The organism is Ensifer sp. Root127 (assembly GCF_001425225.1).
Taxonomy (GTDB): Bacteria; Pseudomonadota; Alphaproteobacteria; order Rhizobiales; family Rhizobiaceae; genus Ensifer; species Ensifer canadensis.
Genome location: NZ_LMDX01000052.1, coordinates 99,020 through 115,283, shown reverse-complemented (window position 1 = coordinate 115,283; position 16,264 = coordinate 99,020). Strand labels below are relative to the sequence as shown.

Genomic DNA, 16,264 nt, shown 5'->3' with positions numbered 1-16,264 from the left:
GTCGCTTTCCAAGGTGGTCGGTCATCGACAATGCCCTGAAGCCTCTTATGTTTTTGCTAACGTAGCCTTGGATTTTGTCATCCTTCGATCATATTGAGTTGCGATGTTCAGCCGCAAAGAATCGGATGAAACCATGGCGGGACGGGATTCGGTGAACGGATTCGCGCATTTTGCTGAAGTGATCGCCCTGGTCTCGCAAGGGCAGCCCGGCCACATCGTCGATACACTCATTGCCGAACGCGGCCAGAGGATCGTCAGGAGCCCGATGTGGCCCGTTATCCGGCCCTTTCTCTACACGCTTCTGAACTACCGAAAGGCGCTGGAATTCGCCGACGCCGTGGCCAACGTGCCGGGCTTCCATGCCTTCGAGCATCTGAGTTCGCTTCTCTCACTCGACGTGCGTGTCGATAGGGCCGAGCGCATTCCTGCCAAGGGCGGGTTCCTGCTGGTCAGCAATCATCCGACCGGGATTGCCGACGGCATCGCCGTCTTCGATCTCCTGAAGACGCGGCGGCCGGACATGATGTTCTTCGCCAACCGCGACGCGATCCGCGTCAACCCGCGTTTCGTTGAGATGGTCATTCCGGTCGAATGGCGCGAAGAGCACAAGAGCAAGCTCAAGGCCCGTGAAACGCTGCAGGTGACCAACCGAGCGATCGGCGAGGGCAAGGCGACGGTGCTGTTTCCCTCCGGCCGCATCGCCTACTGGGCCGATGGCCGTCTCAACGAGCGGCCGTGGAAGACGTCGGCGGTCGGCTTTGCGCGCAAATACGGCCTGCCGATCCTGCCGGTTCATATGAGCGCGCGCAACTCCGGCCTGTTCTACTGGTTTGCCAAGTGGTCGACCGAACTGCGCGACATGACGGTGTTCCACGAGTTGCTCAACAAGAAGGGTGACCTCTTCGATTTCCGCATCGGCAACCTCATTGCGCCAGAGGCGCTGGACGGGGACGCTGTCGACGTGACGAAGGCACTGGAACGTCACACGGTGTCCGAACTGGCGCGCGACGCCGATGCGGTGTTTCGGCCGATGGTGCGCGCTTCCGTTGCCTGCTGATCCCTTCATGTGATGGCGGGAATGCGCTAAAGCAGAGCTATGCTGCTTCGTTCGATGTTCGCCGAAAATTACCGTTCCCTGAAGTCGATCCGCATGGATCTGACCGGTGTCAATTTGTTTATCGGCGAGAACGGCGTCGGCAAATCCAATCTCTATCGCGCGCTGCAACTGGTGCAGGCGGCTGTGCGCGGCAACCTTGCCCATGAGATCGCCAAGGAGGGCGGCATGTCGTCCGCACTTTGGAGCGGTCGGCGACGGGCCGACAAACCGGCGCGCATCCGGCTCGAGACGGAGTTGATGGACGAGGAGCGGGCCATCACCTTCCGCTACAGGATCGAAGCCGGCTTGCGTCCGCCAAAGGCGGCGGCAGGATTTGCCTATGAACCGCAGGTCAAGGAAGAAGAGCTGAGCGTCGAGACCGGACGACGTCCGGTGACGATGATGAAGCGCGCCGGTCCCGGCATCTTCGTGCGCGGCGACCGCGGGCGGATGGAGGACTATCCCGAGCAGGCGCTGCAATCGGAGACGGCCATCGCGCTGTTGGGCGATGCCGGGCACTATCCCGAGATCGGCACCTTCCGCCGGGCCGTCGATCAGTGGCGGTTCTTCCACGGCTTCCGCACCGATCGCGATTCACCCCTGCGCCTGCCGTGCCTTGCGGTCACCGCGCCGATGCTGGACGAGGACGGTACCAACATGGCGGCGGTCTTTGCGACACTGCGCCATACCCGCGAGGACACCGTCGATCTCGACCGCGCCATCGCCGATGCCTTCGGCGGCGCCTATCTGGACGTGCCGCATCCGGGTCAGTTTGCTGAATTCTCGCTGGTCTTTCCCGATTTCCCGCAGCGGCCGTTTTCGACGCGTGAGCTGTCTGACGGGCAGATGCGGTTTCTGGCGCTTGCGGCAGCGTTGCTTTCCTATCGCCGTCCGCCCTTCATCGCGCTCAACGAGCCGGAAACCAGCCTGCATCCGGATATGCTGCCGGCGCTCGCCGACATGATCGCCAGTGCTTCGCGCGACAGCCAGATCTGGATCGTCACCCATTCGGAGCGTCTGGCCGATGCCATCCGCGAGCGTTGCGGCGTTCGCGCCCGCCGGGTGATCCGCAAGGACAGCGCCACCTGGATCGACGGCATGCGGCTCACCGGCCTGATGGACGACGATGACGCATAAAAAAGGCCCCGCATCGCTGCGGAGCCTTCGAATCTTTATCGCGAAAAGATCAGGCGATCTTCTGGCCGGTCTTCGCCCAATCGGCGAGGAAGGTTTCGAGACCCTTGTCGGTCAGCGGGTGCTTGACCAGTGCCTTCAGTGTTGCCGGCGGTGCGGTGACGACATCGGCGCCGATGAGGGCAGCTTCCTTGACGTGGTTCACGGTGCGGATCGAGGCGGCGAGAATTTCGGTCTCGTAGCCGTAGTTGTCGAAGATGTGGCGGATTTCGCGGATCAGGTCCATGCCGTCGAACGCGATGTCGTCGAGGCGGCCGACGAAGGGCGAAACGAAGGTCGCGCCGGCCTTGGCGGCAAGCAGCGCCTGGTTGGCCGAGAAGCACAGCGTCACGTTGGTCTGATGACCGTCAGACGTCAGGGCCTTGCAGGCCTTGAGGCCGTCAAGCGTCAGCGGCAGCTTGATGCAGATGTTGTCGGCGATCTTCGAAAGAACGGCCGCTTCCTTCATCATCTCGGCGTATTCGGTGGCGGTCACTTCGGCCGAAACCGGGCCCTCGACGATGCCGCAGATTTCCTTGGTGACTTCGGTGATGTCACGGCCCGACTTGAGGATCAGCGAAGGGTTGGTGGTCACGCCATCAAGGAGGCCGAGATCGTTCAGCTCACGGATTTCCTTGACGTCGGCGGTATCAACGAAAAATTTCATGGGGTCACTCCCTTGGGGCACGATTGCCGTTCGGGCGCATATCTACCGGGAGGAATTCCTTTGGCAGAGAACGCGCGCGTTGAAACTCTGGTGGAACCGTGAGAAACCCTGCGCCGGCAAGGCTGCGGTTCGCAGCGCAGTTTTCTTTAACCGAAACACGTGGCAAGGTCACGGCAAAATGACTCGCGATTCAACCGATTTATTCGGGCCTGTTTCCGGCCGTCGCGTCGTGCCAGTTCTGGTGCCGATGCCGGCCTCGAAGGCCTATTCCTACGCGGTGCCTGATGGCATGGCGGTCGAGCCAGGCTCGATCGTCCAGGTGCCGCTCGGCCCCCGTCTGGTCGTGGGCGTCGTCTGGGATGGCGATGATGATGGCAGCGTCGATCCGAAGAAGCTGAAGTCGATCGAAAAGGTCTTCGACTGCCCACCGTTGACGCCCGACATGCGCAGCTTTCTCGACTGGGTGGCGACCTATACCGTGACGCCGCCAGGTCTGGTGGCGCGCATGGCGCTGCGCGCGCCGGCGGCCTTCGATCCGGAACCGATGGTAGAGGCGCTGCGGCTGACCGACATGCGCCCGGAGCGCATGACGACGGCCCGCGAGCGTGTCATCGCAGCGGCCGGCGACGGCTTTGCCTGGACCCGTTCGGGCCTTGCCCATGCGGCCGGTGCGTCATCGAGCGTCATCGACGGCCTTGCCCAGCAGGGCGTCTTCGAGACCGTCTTCATGGCGCCGCCGCCTGTAGTAGCGGCTCCCGACCCGGAATTCGCCGCCCACCGGCTCGAAGGACCGCAGAAGGATGCGGCTGCCGACCTTTTGGCCGCTGTCGAGCAGGGCGGGTTTTCGGTGTCGCTGATCGACGGCATCACCGGCTCGGGCAAGACCGAAGTTTATTTCGAAGCGATTGCCGCGACGCTCAGGGCCGGCAAGCAGGTGCTGATCCTGCTGCCCGAAATCGCCCTGACCGCAAGCTTCCTCGAACGCTTCCAGGATCGCTTCGGCAGCAAGCCGGCCGAGTGGCACTCGGATCTCGCGCCGCGGACGCGCGAAAAAGTCTGGCGGCAGGTGACGACCGGCACGGTGCGCGTGGTCGCGGGTGCCCGCTCGGCGCTGTTCCTGCCGTTCGAGGAACTGGGCCTGATCATCGTCGATGAAGAACACGACCCCGCCTACAAGCAGGAGGACCGGGTGTTCTACAATGCCCGCGACATGGCCGTGGTGCGCGGGCGCATCACCGGTTTTCCGGTGGTGCTTGTTTCGGCAACGCCATCGGTCGAAAGCCGGGTCAATGGCGAGGTTGGTCGCTATAAACCGATCCATCTGCCGACCCGCTTCGGCGATGCGGCGCTGCCGCGGCTCGGCGTCGTCGACATGCGCCAGCATCCGCCAGCGCGCGGCGGGTTCCTGTCGCCGGTTCTCATCAACCAGATCGGCAAGGCCGTCGAGCGTGGCGAGCAGGCGCTGCTGTTTCTCAATCGGCGCGGTTATGCGCCGCTGACCCTTTGCCGCGTCTGCGGCCATCGCTTCCAGTGCCCTGATTGTTCGAGCTGGCTGGTCGAGCATCGCTTCCGCGGCCAGATCCAGTGCCACCATTGCGGCTATGCGGAAAAGACACCCGAGGCCTGCCCGGAATGCGGCACCTTCGATCACTTGGTTGCCTGCGGTCCGGGTGTGGAGCGCATCGCCGAAGAGGTCGAGCGCCATTTTCCAGAGGCGCGCACGATCGTGCTCTCCTCCGATCTGATGGGCGTGAAGCGCCTACGGCTGGAACTGGAGGCGATTGCGCGTGGCGAAGCGGATATCGTCATCGGCACGCAGCTTGTCGCTAAGGGCCACAATTTTCCGCTGATGACGCTGGTCGGCATCATCGATGCCGATCTCGGGCTTGCCAATGGCGATCCGCGAGCGGCGGAGCGCACGTTCCAGCTCTTGTCGCAGGTGACCGGGCGCGCCGGCCGAACGGGTTTGAAGAGCCTCGGCCTGCTGCAGACCTACCAGCCGCAGCACCCGGTGATGCAGGCGATCGTCTCGGGCGATGCGGATGCCTTTTACGACCGCGAGATCGCCGAGCGCGAAAAGGCGCTGCTGCCGCCGTTCGGCCGGCTGGCGTCGCTGATCGTATCGGCCGATACGCGCCAGGATGCCGAGACCCACGCCCGCGGACTTCGAAGTGCAGCGCCGCGCACCGATGGCATTTCGATCCTCGGTCCGGCCGAGGCGCCGCTGGCGCTGATCCGCGGCCGCCATCGGTTCCGGCTTTTGGTGCACGGGCGCCGCAACAGCGACATGCAGGCCTTCGTCAAGGCAATGATTGCCGCCGGCCCGAAGGAGCGCGGCTCGATCAGCGTTCAGCTCGACATCGATCCCCAGAGTTTCCTGTGATCGCGGCCGTGAATGGCCCGTGGGCGATTCACAATGGCTGCAACATGCGCTAGAGGTCTGGGACGCTTCGCTCACGGGGACTGGTCCCGTGGCGACGTGATCAAGATCGGCGCTCATCTGCGGGAACGGGGCATGGAGTTCTATATTCCGACGGAAACCGGCGAGTTCCTCGCCTTCTGTGCGGCGGCGGTGGCGGCGCTGATCGGTGTCGTCATGCTGTTTGCGCCGCGGCTTACCTTTCGCGCCGCCGGCATCGGCATTGCCGAAGGCCGTCGCGGCGGTCTGGCCGAGGCGCGCTCGACCATGGGCGGCATGCATGCCGGCCTTGGCCTTGCCGCCATCCTGCTGGCGCAGCCGATGGTCTACCTCGCTGTCGGCGCCGCTTTTGCGCTCGCCGCCTTCGGCCGCATTCTCTCCATGATGAGCGACAACGGCGGCACGCTCTACAACTGGGTGGCGCTCCTGGTGCAGGCCGCACTTGCCATACTTCCGCTCGCTTATGTCTTCGGAATGATCTGACCGCCGCCCTCGCGTTTTCGCGATTCACATCCTCAGAAACCAATTTACGGCAAAATTCGGCCAATCCGGGTCGACTTATGCCGCATTCCTGCCGTTCGCGTGTTGCGAGTCCAAACATCCTATGCTAGACGAACCGCGAATTGCGGGGGAAGTGGGTCGCCAGGCCTCGATATCCTGCAAATTATTGCAGCAAATTCAAAACGTTAAGTTGACGGCTCGCCGCCACCACCGTTCTTGGATGAAATTGAGAGAAGCTTGTGCCCGTGGCAGACACATCCCAGCTTATTTCCGGTGTTGCAGAAAGGTATGCGTCCTCGCTTTTTGACCTCGCTCTCGAAGCGGGTTCCGTCGAGGCGGTCGGTGCGGATCTTACCCGCGTCCAGGCCCTGATCGACGGCAGCGATGACCTGAAGCGGCTGATCGTAAGCCCCGTCTTTTCTGCCGACGACCAGTTCAAGGCCATTTCGGCGATCTCCGCCAAGGCCGGTATTTCTGGTCTCGTCGGTAACTTCCTCAAGGTTGTTGCACGCAATCGCCGCCTCTTCACGCTGCCGGGCATGATCAAGGCGTTTCGCCTGATCGCCGCGCGCCACCGGGGTGAAATCTCCGCCGACGTAATGTCGGCCCATGCGCTCACTGCAGCGCAGGAAACTGAATTGAAGGCGACGCTCAAGAGCGTCACCGGCAAAGACGTGACTGTTAACGTCACCGTCGACCCGTCTATTCTTGGAGGTCTGATCGTCAAGGTCGGGTCCCGCCAGATTGACACCTCCCTTCGCACCAAACTCTCTACCCTTAAGCTTGCACTGAAAGAGGTCGGCTGATGGATATCCGCGCCGCGGAAATTTCCGCAATTCTTAAAGATCAGATCAAAAATTTCGGCCAGGAAGCAGAAGTCTCCGAAGTCGGCCAGGTGCTTTCCGTCGGTGACGGTATCGCCCGCGTCTACGGCCTCGACAATGTTCAGGCAGGCGAGATGGTCGAATTCCCGGGTGGAATTCGCGGCATGGCGCTGAACCTCGAAGCCGACAACGTCGGCGTCGTTATTTTCGGTTCGGACCGTGACATCAAGGAAGGCGACACCGTTAAGCGGACCGGCGCCATCGTGGACGTTCCGGTTGGTCCGGAACTGCTCGGCCGCGTCGTCGACGCGCTCGGCAACCCGATCGACGGCAAGGGCCCGATCAACGCCAAGCAGCGCTCGCGCGTTGACGTCAAGGCTCCTGGTATCATTCCGCGCAAGTCGGTGCATGAGCCGATGTCGACCGGCCTCAAGGCCATTGACGCCCTCATCCCGGTTGGCCGTGGCCAGCGCGAGCTCGTCATCGGCGACCGCCAGACCGGCAAGACCGCGATCATCCTCGACACGATCCTCAACCAGAAGGCCATTCACGACAATGGTCCGGAAGGCGACAAGCTGTATTGCGTCTACGTCGCAATCGGCCAGAAGCGTTCGACGGTTGCCCAGTTCGTGAAGGTTCTGGAAGAGCGTGGCGCTCTTCAGTACTCGATCATCGTTGCTGCGACCGCATCCGACCCGGCTCCGATGCAGTACCTCGCACCGTTTGCAGGTTGCGCGATGGGCGAATACTTCCGCGACAACGGCAAGCATGCCCTGATCGGCTACGACGACCTGTCGAAGCAGGCCGTTTCCTACCGTCAGATGTCGCTCCTGCTGCGCCGCCCGCCGGGCCGCGAAGCTTACCCGGGCGACGTTTTCTACCTGCACTCCCGCCTGCTCGAGCGCGCTGCAAAGCTCTCGGACGACAATGGTGGCGGTTCGCTGACGGCTCTGCCGGTCATTGAAACGCAGGGCAACGACGTTTCCGCGTTCATTCCGACCAACGTGATCTCGATCACCGACGGCCAGATCTTCCTTGAAACCGACCTGTTCTACCAGGGCATCCGTCCGGCCGTTAACGTCGGTCTGTCGGTTTCGCGCGTCGGTTCCGCCGCGCAGATCAAGGCGATGAAGCAGGTTGCCGGCTCGATCAAGGGCGAACTCGCTCAGTACCGCGAAATGGCGGCCTTTGCGCAGTTCGGTTCGGACCTCGATGCTGCTACGCAGCGTCTGTTGAACCGCGGTGCACGCCTGACCGAACTCCTGAAGCAGCCGCAGTTCTCGCCGCTGAAGACGGAAGAGCAGGTTGCTGTCATCTTCGCAGGCGTCAACGGTTACCTCGACAAGCTGCCGGTCAATCAGGTCGGCAAGTTCGAGCAGGGCCTGCTTTCGTACATGCGTTCGGAAGGTAAGGACATCCTGGAAACCATCCGCAAGGACAAGGCGATCTCCGACGACGTCAAGGGCAAGCTGAAGGCTGCAATCGACAGCTTCGCCAAGTCTTTCGCCTGAGCGGATTTCATTTAGGACGGATAACGGATGCCTTCACTTAAGGATCTGAAGAACCGGATCGCCTCCGTCAAGGCGACGCAGAAGATCACCAAGGCGATGAAAATGGTCGCCGCGGCGAAGCTTCGGCGTGCGCAGGAGGCGGCCGAGGCCGCCCGGCCTTACTCGCAGCGCATGGCTGCCGTTCTCGCCAACATCGCCCAGGCGGTTGGCGCGGACGACGATGCGCCGCAGCTGATGACCGGCACCGGCAAGGACGATACGCATCTTCTGGTCGTCTGCACGGCGGAACGCGGTCTTTGCGGCGGCTTCAACTCGCAGATCGCCCGCCACGCTCGCGACCACCTTCGCAAGCTGCTTGCCGCCGGCAAGACGGTGAAGATCATCTGCGTCGGCAAGAAGGGCTTCGATATTCTGCGTCGCGAATACGCGTCGCTGATCATCGATCGTATCGACCTGCGTGAGGTCAAGAAGATCGGCTTCCAGAATGCCGACCAGATCGGCCACAAGGTCATCGCGCTCTTTGAAAAGGGCGAGTTCGATGTCTGCACGCTGTTCTATTCTGAGTTCAAGTCCGTTATCGCCCAGATTCCGACGGCACAGCAACTGATCCCCGCTTCGGCCGGCCCGGTCGCAGTGGAAGCATCGGATGCTTCGGCCGTCTACGAATATGAGCCGGACGCGGGCGCGATCCTGAGCGACCTCATTCCGCGCAACATTTCGGTGCAGATCTTCCGGGCCCTGCTCGAGAACGTCGCCGGCGAAATGGGCGCAAAGATGAGCGCGATGGACAATGCGACGCGCAATGCTGGTGACATGATCAATAAGCTGACGCTGAACTACAACCGTCAGCGCCAGGCTCAGATCACCAAGGAACTCATTGAAATCATCTCGGGCGCGGAAGCGCTCTAAGGTTACGAGAAGAGGGTAAGGATTATGGCTAAGGCAGCTACCCCGAAAGAAACCGCAGCGGCGAAGAAGCCGGCTGCACCGAGGAAGGCAGCTTCCGCCAAGACCGCAGTTGCGGCAGCCGGCGCTGTCGGTCGCGTAACGCAGGTCATCGGCGCCGTCGTCGACGTTGTGTTCGACGAAGGCCAGCTTCCGCAGATCCTGAACGCACTGGAAACCGAGAACCACGGTAACCGCCTCGTTCTCGAAGTCGCGCAGCACCTCGGCGAAAACGCCGTCCGCACGATCGCCATGGACTCGACCGAAGGTCTCGTCCGCGGTCAGCCGGTCACCGACACCGGGGCACCGATCACGGTTCCGGTTGGCGATGAAACGCTCGGCCGCATCATGAACGTCATCGGCGAGCCGGTCGACGAAGCTGGTCCGCTGATCACGTCGGGCAAGCGCGCCATCCACCAGGACGCGCCGTCCTACGTCGAGCAGTCGACGGAAGCGCAGATCCTCGTCACCGGCATCAAGGTCGTCGACCTTCTCGCTCCTTACGCAAAGGGCGGCAAGATCGGCCTCTTCGGTGGCGCAGGCGTCGGCAAGACCGTTCTCATCATGGAACTGATCAACAACGTCGCCAAGGCGCACGGTGGTTACTCGGTATTTGCTGGCGTGGGTGAACGTACCCGCGAAGGCAACGACCTCTACCACGAAATGATCGAGTCCGGCGTTAACAAGCTCGGCGGCGGCGAAGGCTCGAAGGCAGCCCTCGTTTACGGCCAGATGAACGAACCGCCGGGCGCCCGCGCTCGCGTCGCTCTGACCGGTCTGACGATCGCTGAAGACTTCCGCGACAAGGGCCAGGACGTTCTGTTCTTCGTCGACAACATCTTCCGCTTCACCCAGGCAGGCTCCGAAGTTTCGGCTCTGCTCGGCCGTATTCCATCGGCCGTGGGTTACCAGCCGACGCTGGCGACCGACATGGGTCAGATGCAGGAACGCATCACCACGACGACCAAGGGTTCGATCACCTCGGTTCAGGCCATTTACGTTCCGGCCGACGACTTGACCGACCCGGCGCCGGCAACCTCGTTCGCCCACCTGGACGCAACGACGGTTCTGTCGCGCTCGATCGCTGAAAAGGGCATCTACCCGGCCGTTGACCCGCTCGACTCCACGTCGCGCATGCTGGACCCGATGATCGTCGGCGAAGAGCACTACGAGATTTCGCGTAAGGTCCAGACGACCCTGCAGCGTTACAAGTCTCTCCAGGACATCATCGCCATCCTGGGCATGGACGAACTGTCGGAAGAGGACAAGCTGGCCGTCGCCCGCGCTCGTAAGATCGAACGCTTCCTGTCGCAGCCGTTCTTCGTGGCCGAAGTCTTCACCGGTTCTCCGGGCAAGCTCGTCGCTCTCGAAGACACGATCAAGGGCTTCAAGGGCCTCGTCAACGGCGACTACGACCATCTTCCGGAAGCCGCGTTCTACATGGTCGGCTCGATCGAAGAAGCGGTCGAAAAGGCCAAGAAGCTGGCTGCAGAAGCCGCTTGATAGCATCGTGAGCCTCGGCGCAGCGATGCGCCGAGGCTTTCATCCTGCGTTCCGCCATATTGCGGAGCAGGGAAGACATGCACAGCCTGCCACCTCAGGTGGCGCGCCCACGAGAAGTGAATGGTCATGGCCGACAGTTTCAATTTTGAGCTTGTTTCCCCCGAGCGCCTGCTCCTCTCCGAGAAGGTGACGGAAGTCGTCATTCCGGCGACCGAGGGCGAGATGACCGTGATGGCCAATCATGCCCCGACAATGACGACGGTGAAGCCCGGCGTCGTTACCGTGAAAACGGCTGACGGCAAGACCGAGCGGTTCGCCGTCTTCGGCGGCTTTGCCGATATCCTGCCGACCGGCTGCACTCTGCTTGCCGAATCCGCCGTGCACGTCGACGAACTCGACCGCACCGCGCTTGAAAAGCGCATCGAGGCGGTCCGTGCCGAGCTGGACGGTGCCGGCGACGAGAAGAAGACGCGCGCCGAGCAGTTCATCGCCGAACTGACGAAGCTCGGGGAAATCGTGATCCCGGCCTGAAAGGGACATCCCGACGGGATAAACCAATGAAAAAGCCCCGCCTTCGAGCGGGGTTTTTTGTTGCCCGCGATGGCCGCGACAGAGCCGCCTCATCGTTGTGCCGATGCGAATTGGTACGGCGTAAGACGATGGGCAAGCTGGCGTCCTATCCGAAGTGAGGGGCATGCCTCACCTTTGGTGCGGTTTGTTTGCACGGCCGGCTTCAGGCATTCTTTAGCATCGGTCCTGTATGGATGGACTCTCGTTCGATGCGCGCAGAGGCTTGGCATGACGTCTAAGATCGTTCCCGTGATCATGGCGGGTGGAAAAGGTACGCGCCTGTGGCCGCTGTCGCGCTCGGGCGCGCCGAAACAGTTTCTGCAGATCCTGTCCGATCGATCGCTGTTCCAGCAGACGCTGGAACGGGTGAGCGATAGCAGGCTGTATGAGCCGGCGATCATCGTCACCAACAGCGATTTCCGCTTCATCGTCGCCGAACAGGCGCGCGCCGTCGATGCGCCGCTCAGCGATATTCTGCTCGAGCCGGTGGCACGCAACACGGCGCCGGCACTGGCGGCGGCCGCCTTCGTCGTGCTCGCCAAGTTCGGGGAGGCGGCGATCATGCAGGTGCTCGCCTCCGATCACGAGATCGATGCCGGAGCGGTCTACATCGATTGCATGCTGCGGGCGCAGCTGGCAGCCGAGGCCGGTGAACTGGTGACGTTCGGCATCACTCCGACGGAGCCCGCGACCGGCTACGGCTATATCGAACTTGGGGAAGCGTTGCCGGCCGGCGCCAACAGGGTTGCCCGTTTCGTCGAGAAGCCGGATCGCGCCAAGGCAGAGGCGATGCTGGCGACCGAGCGCTATCTCTGGAACTCCGGCATGTTCATGCTGCCGGTTAAGGTGTTCCTCGACGAGATGCAGCTCTATGCGCCTGACGTCTATGCCTCGACAAAGGCGGCCGTCGAGGGCGCCAGCAAGGATCTCGATTTCAGCCGGCTGGAAGCGAAGGCCTTCTCCAAGGCGCCGGATATTTCCGTCGACTACGCGGTCTTCGAAAAGACCGTTCGCGCTGCCGTCGTTCCATCCTCATTCGCCTGGTCGGATCTGGGCAGCTGGGATGCCGTGTGGAAGATCGGTCGCAAGGACGGTGACGGCAATGTCGTTACCGACAAGGCGACGGTAGCGAACACGCGCAACTCATTAGTGCTCTCCCGCGACATCCACCTTGCTGTGCAGGGGCTTGACGATATCGCCGTGATCGCCAGCGAAGACGCCGTCTATGTCGGGCGCCTGGAAGACAGCCAGAGCGTTGGAAACATCGTCAAGGTGCTCGCACGGTCGCAGGCAACCTTAGGGCTTACACAGGAGCACCCGACGTCCTACAGGCCCTGGGGCGCGGTCTCTTCGGTCTCCAGCGGCGAGCGCTACGAGGTCAAGCGACTGAAGGTCAGCCCCGGCAAGAAGATCTCGCTGCAGAAGCATCATCATCGGGCCGAGCACTGGATTGTCGTGCGTGGCACGGCGGAGATCACCATGGCCGGCGAAACCCGTCTGCTGCATGAAAACGAGTCCGTCTATATCCCGCAGGGGACCGTCCACCGACTGCACAATCCAGGCAAGATCCCGCTGGAGCTGATCGAGGTTCAGACCGGGTCCTATCTCGGCGAGGACGACATCATCCGCATCGAGGATGAGTTCGGCCGGACATAATACGGCCATCCAACACGTTTCGGGTCGAAACCGCGGTAATCGAAGCGGCGACGTTCAGTTCGACACATAAAAAATGCCCGGGCAGGACCCGGGCATTATAGTCAGCGCAGACGAGCCGAGTGGCCTCAGCCGGCGACGCGTTCTGTCTCGCCCTTCTGGGCGTAGTAGTGACCGAAGCGGTTTGCGAGGAAGGTATCGAGAGCGATGTCTTCCTGGCGAACGAAGCCGTTGGATGCGATCTTGCCGTTGGCGAGCAGATCGAGCACGGCGCAGATGCTGCCGGCGGTGGTGATCTGGATGCCGCTCTGCATGCGGCCGGCGACGACGCCGCTATAGACCTTGTTGGCGTAGGTTTCCTGGATCAGGCGACCTTCGCGGAAGCCCGAAACCGTCACGAAGATCACGACGACGTCCTGGGTGGTGGTCGGCAGCGCGTTTTCGAAGATGTCCTTGAGGACTTCGCGGCGATGACGCAGACCAAGGTCGTTCAGCAGCGCCTTCATGATGGCGGCATGGCCGGGATAGCGGATCGTCTTGTAGTTCAGGGTGCGGACCTTGCCCTTCAGCGATTCGCAGAGCGTGCCGAGGCCGCCCGAGGTGTTGAAGGCTTCGTAGGTCACGCCGTCGAGCGAGAATTCTTCGCGCTCTTCCATGGCGGGAACTTCGATCAGGCTGCCTTCGACGATCGCTTCGCAGGGCTCGATATACTCGTTGATGACGCCGTCGGTGCTCCAGGTCAGGTTGTAGTTGAGCGCATTCGACGGGTACTGCGGCAGCGCGCCGACGCGCATGCGCACGCTTTCGAGCGTCTCGAAGCGGCTGGCAAGGTCATTGGCGACGATGGAGATGAAGCCCGGTGCGAGGCCGCACTGCGGAATGAAGGCGGTGCTGGCCTTGGCGGCGATCGCCTTGACCTGGCGGGTGGATTCGACGTCTTCGGTCAGGTCGAGGTAGTGGATGCCGGCTTCGGCAGCGGCTTCCGCAATGGCAACCGTCAGGTGGAACGGGGCGGCGCTGAGAACGGCGAACTTGCCGGAGAGAAGGGCAACGAGCGCCTTCTTGTCGCAGATATCGACGGCTGCCGTCGTGATGGCGGCATGCTTCTCGATCTGGCCCAGCTGCTCGGCGCTACGGTCGGCAACGCAGACGCTGTAATCGCCGGTGTGCGCGAGCATGCGAGCAATGGTGGAGCCGATCTTGCCTGCTCCGATGACGACGATGTCCTTCATGACTTTCCCCCAGGGTATGAAATGCGTTTCAGACCCTATTGTCCGACCGAGAGCTGTTGATTTGAAGCTGTAATATGACTAAATCGCCTATAGATATTCGGCAGAATGCCTATATGGACCGACGAAATGCAGATTACCGACAAGGATCGCGAGCTCCTCGCCGTGCTCAGCGAAAACGCCCGCATGCCGACAGCAACGATTGCCCGCAGGCTCGGCCTGTCGCGGACGACCGTGCAGGCCCGGATCGAGCGGCTGGAGCGCGAGGGCGTGATCGCCGGTTATGGCGTCCGCTTGTCGGAGAGCTATGAGAAGGGTCTGGTCAAGGCGCATGTGCTGATCACCATCGCGCCAAGGGCACTCAGCCGCGTCACCCCGGAACTTGCTGCCATCCGCGAGATCCGCACCCTTCATTCCGTCAGCGGTAGCTTCGACCTTATCGCCGTCGTTGCGGCAGCATCGATCAGCGAACTCGACCTGCTGATCGATCGTATCGGTGAAATCGACGGTGTCGACCGCACGCTGTCGTCGATCATCCTTTCGACCCGGATCGATCGCTGACCTCAAGCATGTCGCGCAAAAGTGCGTAGCGGCTTTGCGATAACGACATGCGCGAAACACGAGCTTAAAGCGCAGCGTCCAATAAGACGCGCGCCGCTGTAGAGACCGCGACGCGCTTCAAGTCAGGGTCTTGCGTCAGTGTTTGCCTTCGCAGTGCCGGCACCCTCTGGTGATGCCGGGTCTGCTACGGCGTCGCCGCCTTCGGGTATCTTCGCCGGGCCATTCCACGCCGTCGGGCCGAGAACGAAGCTACGCGCATCGGCGTTGCCATAGGCGAGCCATTTTTCACGGTCGAAATAGAGTTCGGCAATGCTCTTCGGGCGGGCGCGGGCCGGTTGGTTGGCGAGGAAATTGTAGCGTGCCGTGGTCTCGTCCGTTTCGCGCTTGAACTGCACGCGGCTGCCGAAGCGCTTTACGTCAAATTCCTTCAACGCCTGGATCTGCAGCGCAATGCTGCCGCCATCGGCCCAGCGGACATGGTCGAGGAAGACCGACGCGGCGCGCGCGGCGCTTGTTGTCACCACCTGCGCGTCCTCCGGGCGCTCGATGTTGAGCTTGACGCGAAACGAGGTGATCTCTTCTTCGCCGTTGCCCTTGATGAAAATGAAGATCGACGAGATCTTGTCGACCCCAGGGCGCGGAAAGGATACGAGTGAGGAGCATTCCCACTGGCCACGCTCGCCGGCGCTCGATTTCCATTCGAGTTCGCGGAATCCGGCCTCGCGCAGCTCATCGCAGAGAGCGCGGGGATCGCTGCGGAGCACCCGCAGGAACTGCTGTTCCGGCGTCTGCAGATCCTGAAACGTCCAGACCGGCAGGGCGATGCGCGGCGGCTGTCGCTTGACGTGGACCTCCGGGGCCTGCGCCACCGGCTTCTCCGGATCGAGAAACGTCGTCGGAAGATCGAGTGCCTTCAGCAACTGTCTCAGGTTCCTCTGTCCGTTGGCGAGCAGAGCGGTCGCCAGGATCACTGTTGCGATCAATGCAAAGGCAACGAGAAAGAAGGCGATGCCGGTGCGGCTCGGCTGTTTTGGCGGTGTCGTCGCCTTTCCGCGTCCGCCGCTCATGTCGATCTTCCGAGTGCGGCGTGCAGGCGCAGCGCCTCGTCCCTCGATGGCCGGTTGCGGGGCAGGCCGAGAGAGGCCAGCCTTTCCGCGTCGAGGGCGCGCGAAGCGAGATAGTCTGATGATGTGACCGACGAGAGCTCCTCTGCCATCAGCGGCGACAGGTGCCAGCGGGGATGATCGCCCGTACGTGCTGAAACAGCCGCTCGCCCAGCAGCGTCAATTCCAGGTCCTTGCCGCGGCAGCTGACGGCGGCATGAGTGATGTTGATCTCGCGACCGGCGCCAGAAAAATTCATATGCCGGCTGGCCGCGTCGAAAACGCGAAAAGCCTCCAGCGATATGCGGTCGAGCAGCCGGTGTTCCATGATCTCAGGTTATCAAAAAGGCCGAAAATTCGGTGGAGTTGAAAATATCAGATTGTGATGCGGGGTAAAGCGATCATCCCACGGCGACCGGAAGACGGCCTGTCCTTTTCCACTTCCATCATTCCCGGAATCCGCCTGGCAGACAATATCCATGCGACCATCGGGACGGTGACGCGTCCGG

At 62.1% G+C, this 16,264-nt stretch carries 15 protein-coding genes; 11 read left to right on the top strand and 4 right to left on the bottom strand.

Features of this window, described 5'->3' with window-relative positions; genetic code table 11:
* Nucleotides 1–133: 133 nt before the first annotated feature.
* On the top strand, nt 134–1,057 hold the full coding sequence (locus tag ASD03_RS33015; RefSeq protein ID WP_025425072.1) for a GNAT family N-acetyltransferase: 924 nt from the start codon (nt 134–136) through the stop codon (nt 1,055–1,057).
* A gap of 39 nt (nt 1,058–1,096) precedes the next feature.
* A complete protein-coding gene (locus ASD03_RS33010; RefSeq protein WP_025425071.1) occupies nt 1,097–2,233 on the top strand; it encodes an AAA family ATPase in 1,137 nt (378 codons plus the stop codon).
* A 49-nt stretch (nt 2,234–2,282) separates the two neighbouring features.
* Here the strand turns inward: ASD03_RS33010 and fsa are convergent, their stop codons facing one another.
* Complete coding sequence (gene fsa, locus ASD03_RS33005) at nt 2,283–2,936, bottom strand: fructose-6-phosphate aldolase (protein WP_025425070.1); 654 nt, start codon at nt 2,934–2,936, stop codon at nt 2,283–2,285.
* A gap of 178 nt (nt 2,937–3,114) precedes the next feature.
* Here fsa and ASD03_RS33000 point away from each other — a divergent pair, with 178 nt between their 5' ends.
* From ASD03_RS33000 to ASD03_RS32965, 8 genes are all read left to right on the top strand, one after another.
* Nucleotides 3,115–5,319 carry a primosomal protein N' gene (locus ASD03_RS33000; protein WP_025425069.1) on the top strand — a complete coding sequence of 735 codons (2,205 nt, stop codon included), beginning with the start codon at nt 3,115–3,117 and terminating at the stop codon, nt 5,317–5,319.
* A gap of 132 nt (nt 5,320–5,451) precedes the next feature.
* Complete coding sequence (locus ASD03_RS32995; RefSeq protein ID WP_025425068.1) at nt 5,452–5,838, top strand: hypothetical protein; 387 nt, start codon at nt 5,452–5,454, stop codon at nt 5,836–5,838.
* 257 nt (nt 5,839–6,095) lie between these two features.
* Nucleotides 6,096–6,662 (top strand): F0F1 ATP synthase subunit delta, encoded by a 567-nt coding sequence (locus ASD03_RS32990; protein WP_025425067.1) that lies wholly within the window; start codon nt 6,096–6,098, stop codon nt 6,660–6,662.
* Nucleotides 6,662–8,191, top strand: a complete 1,530-nt coding sequence (gene atpA / locus ASD03_RS32985; protein ID WP_025425066.1) for a F0F1 ATP synthase subunit alpha — start codon at nt 6,662–6,664, stop codon at nt 8,189–8,191. The genes ASD03_RS32990 and atpA overlap by 1 nt, the downstream gene beginning before the upstream one ends.
* Nucleotides 8,192–8,218: 27 nt before the next feature.
* Nucleotides 8,219–9,100, top strand: a complete 882-nt coding sequence (locus ASD03_RS32980; protein ID WP_025425065.1) for a F0F1 ATP synthase subunit gamma — start codon at nt 8,219–8,221, stop codon at nt 9,098–9,100.
* 24 nt (nt 9,101–9,124) lie between these two features.
* Nucleotides 9,125–10,639, top strand: a complete 1,515-nt coding sequence (atpD, locus tag ASD03_RS32975) for a F0F1 ATP synthase subunit beta (RefSeq protein WP_025425064.1) — start codon at nt 9,125–9,127, stop codon at nt 10,637–10,639.
* A gap of 126 nt (nt 10,640–10,765) precedes the next feature.
* On the top strand, nt 10,766–11,170 hold the full coding sequence (locus ASD03_RS32970; protein WP_025425063.1) for a F0F1 ATP synthase subunit epsilon: 405 nt from the start codon (nt 10,766–10,768) through the stop codon (nt 11,168–11,170).
* Nucleotides 11,171–11,437: 267 nt separating this feature from the next.
* Complete coding sequence (locus ASD03_RS32965; protein ID WP_025425062.1) at nt 11,438–12,865, top strand: mannose-1-phosphate guanylyltransferase/mannose-6-phosphate isomerase; 1,428 nt, start codon at nt 11,438–11,440, stop codon at nt 12,863–12,865.
* A 125-nt stretch (nt 12,866–12,990) separates the two neighbouring features.
* On the opposite strand, the gene ASD03_RS32960 is transcribed toward ASD03_RS32965, so the two are convergent.
* Entirely contained in the window at nt 12,991–14,094 is a 1,104-nt protein-coding gene (locus ASD03_RS32960) for a saccharopine dehydrogenase family protein (protein ID WP_057218346.1), read from the bottom strand.
* 126 nt (nt 14,095–14,220) lie between these two features.
* On the opposite strand from ASD03_RS32960, the gene ASD03_RS32955 reads away from it, so the two are divergent.
* Entirely contained in the window at nt 14,221–14,652 is a 432-nt protein-coding gene (locus ASD03_RS32955; protein ID WP_038575742.1) for an Lrp/AsnC family transcriptional regulator, read from the top strand.
* A gap of 122 nt (nt 14,653–14,774) precedes the next feature.
* Here the strand turns inward: ASD03_RS32955 and ASD03_RS32950 are convergent, their stop codons facing one another.
* Both ASD03_RS32950 and ASD03_RS40870 read right to left on the bottom strand, forming a co-directional pair.
* The gene (locus ASD03_RS32950) at nt 14,775–15,719 is read right to left on the bottom strand and encodes a DUF6030 family protein (protein WP_025425059.1); all 945 of its coding nucleotides are present in this window, start codon (nt 15,717–15,719) and stop codon (nt 14,775–14,777) included.
* Nucleotides 15,720–15,867: 148 nt separating this feature from the next.
* A complete protein-coding gene (locus tag ASD03_RS40870; RefSeq protein ID WP_025425058.1) occupies nt 15,868–16,083 on the bottom strand; it encodes a LysR family transcriptional regulator in 216 nt (71 codons plus the stop codon).
* Nucleotides 16,084–16,264: the final 181 nt, after the last annotated feature.

Excerpts from the sequence above, each read along its gene's own strand:
- ASD03_RS33015 (WP_025425072.1), top strand. The coding sequence starts at position 134 with ATGGCGGGACGGGATTCGGTGAACGGATTCGCGCATTTTGCTGAAGTG.
- ASD03_RS33010 (WP_025425071.1), top strand. The coding sequence starts at position 1,097 with ATGCTGCTTCGTTCGATGTTCGCCGAAAATTACCGTTCCCTGAAGTCG.
- fsa (WP_025425070.1), bottom strand. The coding sequence starts at position 2,936 with ATGAAATTTTTCGTTGATACCGCCGACGTCAAGGAAATCCGTGAGCTG.
- ASD03_RS33000 (WP_025425069.1), top strand. The coding sequence starts at position 3,115 with ATGACTCGCGATTCAACCGATTTATTCGGGCCTGTTTCCGGCCGTCGC.
- ASD03_RS32995 (WP_025425068.1), top strand. The coding sequence starts at position 5,452 with ATGGAGTTCTATATTCCGACGGAAACCGGCGAGTTCCTCGCCTTCTGT.
- atpA (WP_025425066.1), top strand. The coding sequence starts at position 6,662 with ATGGATATCCGCGCCGCGGAAATTTCCGCAATTCTTAAAGATCAGATC.
- ASD03_RS32980 (WP_025425065.1), top strand. The coding sequence starts at position 8,219 with ATGCCTTCACTTAAGGATCTGAAGAACCGGATCGCCTCCGTCAAGGCG.
- atpD (WP_025425064.1), top strand. The coding sequence starts at position 9,125 with ATGGCTAAGGCAGCTACCCCGAAAGAAACCGCAGCGGCGAAGAAGCCG.
- ASD03_RS32970 (WP_025425063.1), top strand. The coding sequence starts at position 10,766 with ATGGCCGACAGTTTCAATTTTGAGCTTGTTTCCCCCGAGCGCCTGCTC.
- ASD03_RS32965 (WP_025425062.1), top strand. The coding sequence starts at position 11,438 with ATGACGTCTAAGATCGTTCCCGTGATCATGGCGGGTGGAAAAGGTACG.
- ASD03_RS32960 (WP_057218346.1), bottom strand. The coding sequence starts at position 14,094 with ATGAAGGACATCGTCGTCATCGGAGCAGGCAAGATCGGCTCCACCATT.
- ASD03_RS32955 (WP_038575742.1), top strand. The coding sequence starts at position 14,221 with ATGCAGATTACCGACAAGGATCGCGAGCTCCTCGCCGTGCTCAGCGAA.
- ASD03_RS32950 (WP_025425059.1), bottom strand. The coding sequence starts at position 15,719 with ATGAGCGGCGGACGCGGAAAGGCGACGACACCGCCAAAACAGCCGAGC.
- ASD03_RS40870 (WP_025425058.1), bottom strand. The coding sequence starts at position 16,083 with ATGGAACACCGGCTGCTCGACCGCATATCGCTGGAGGCTTTTCGCGTT.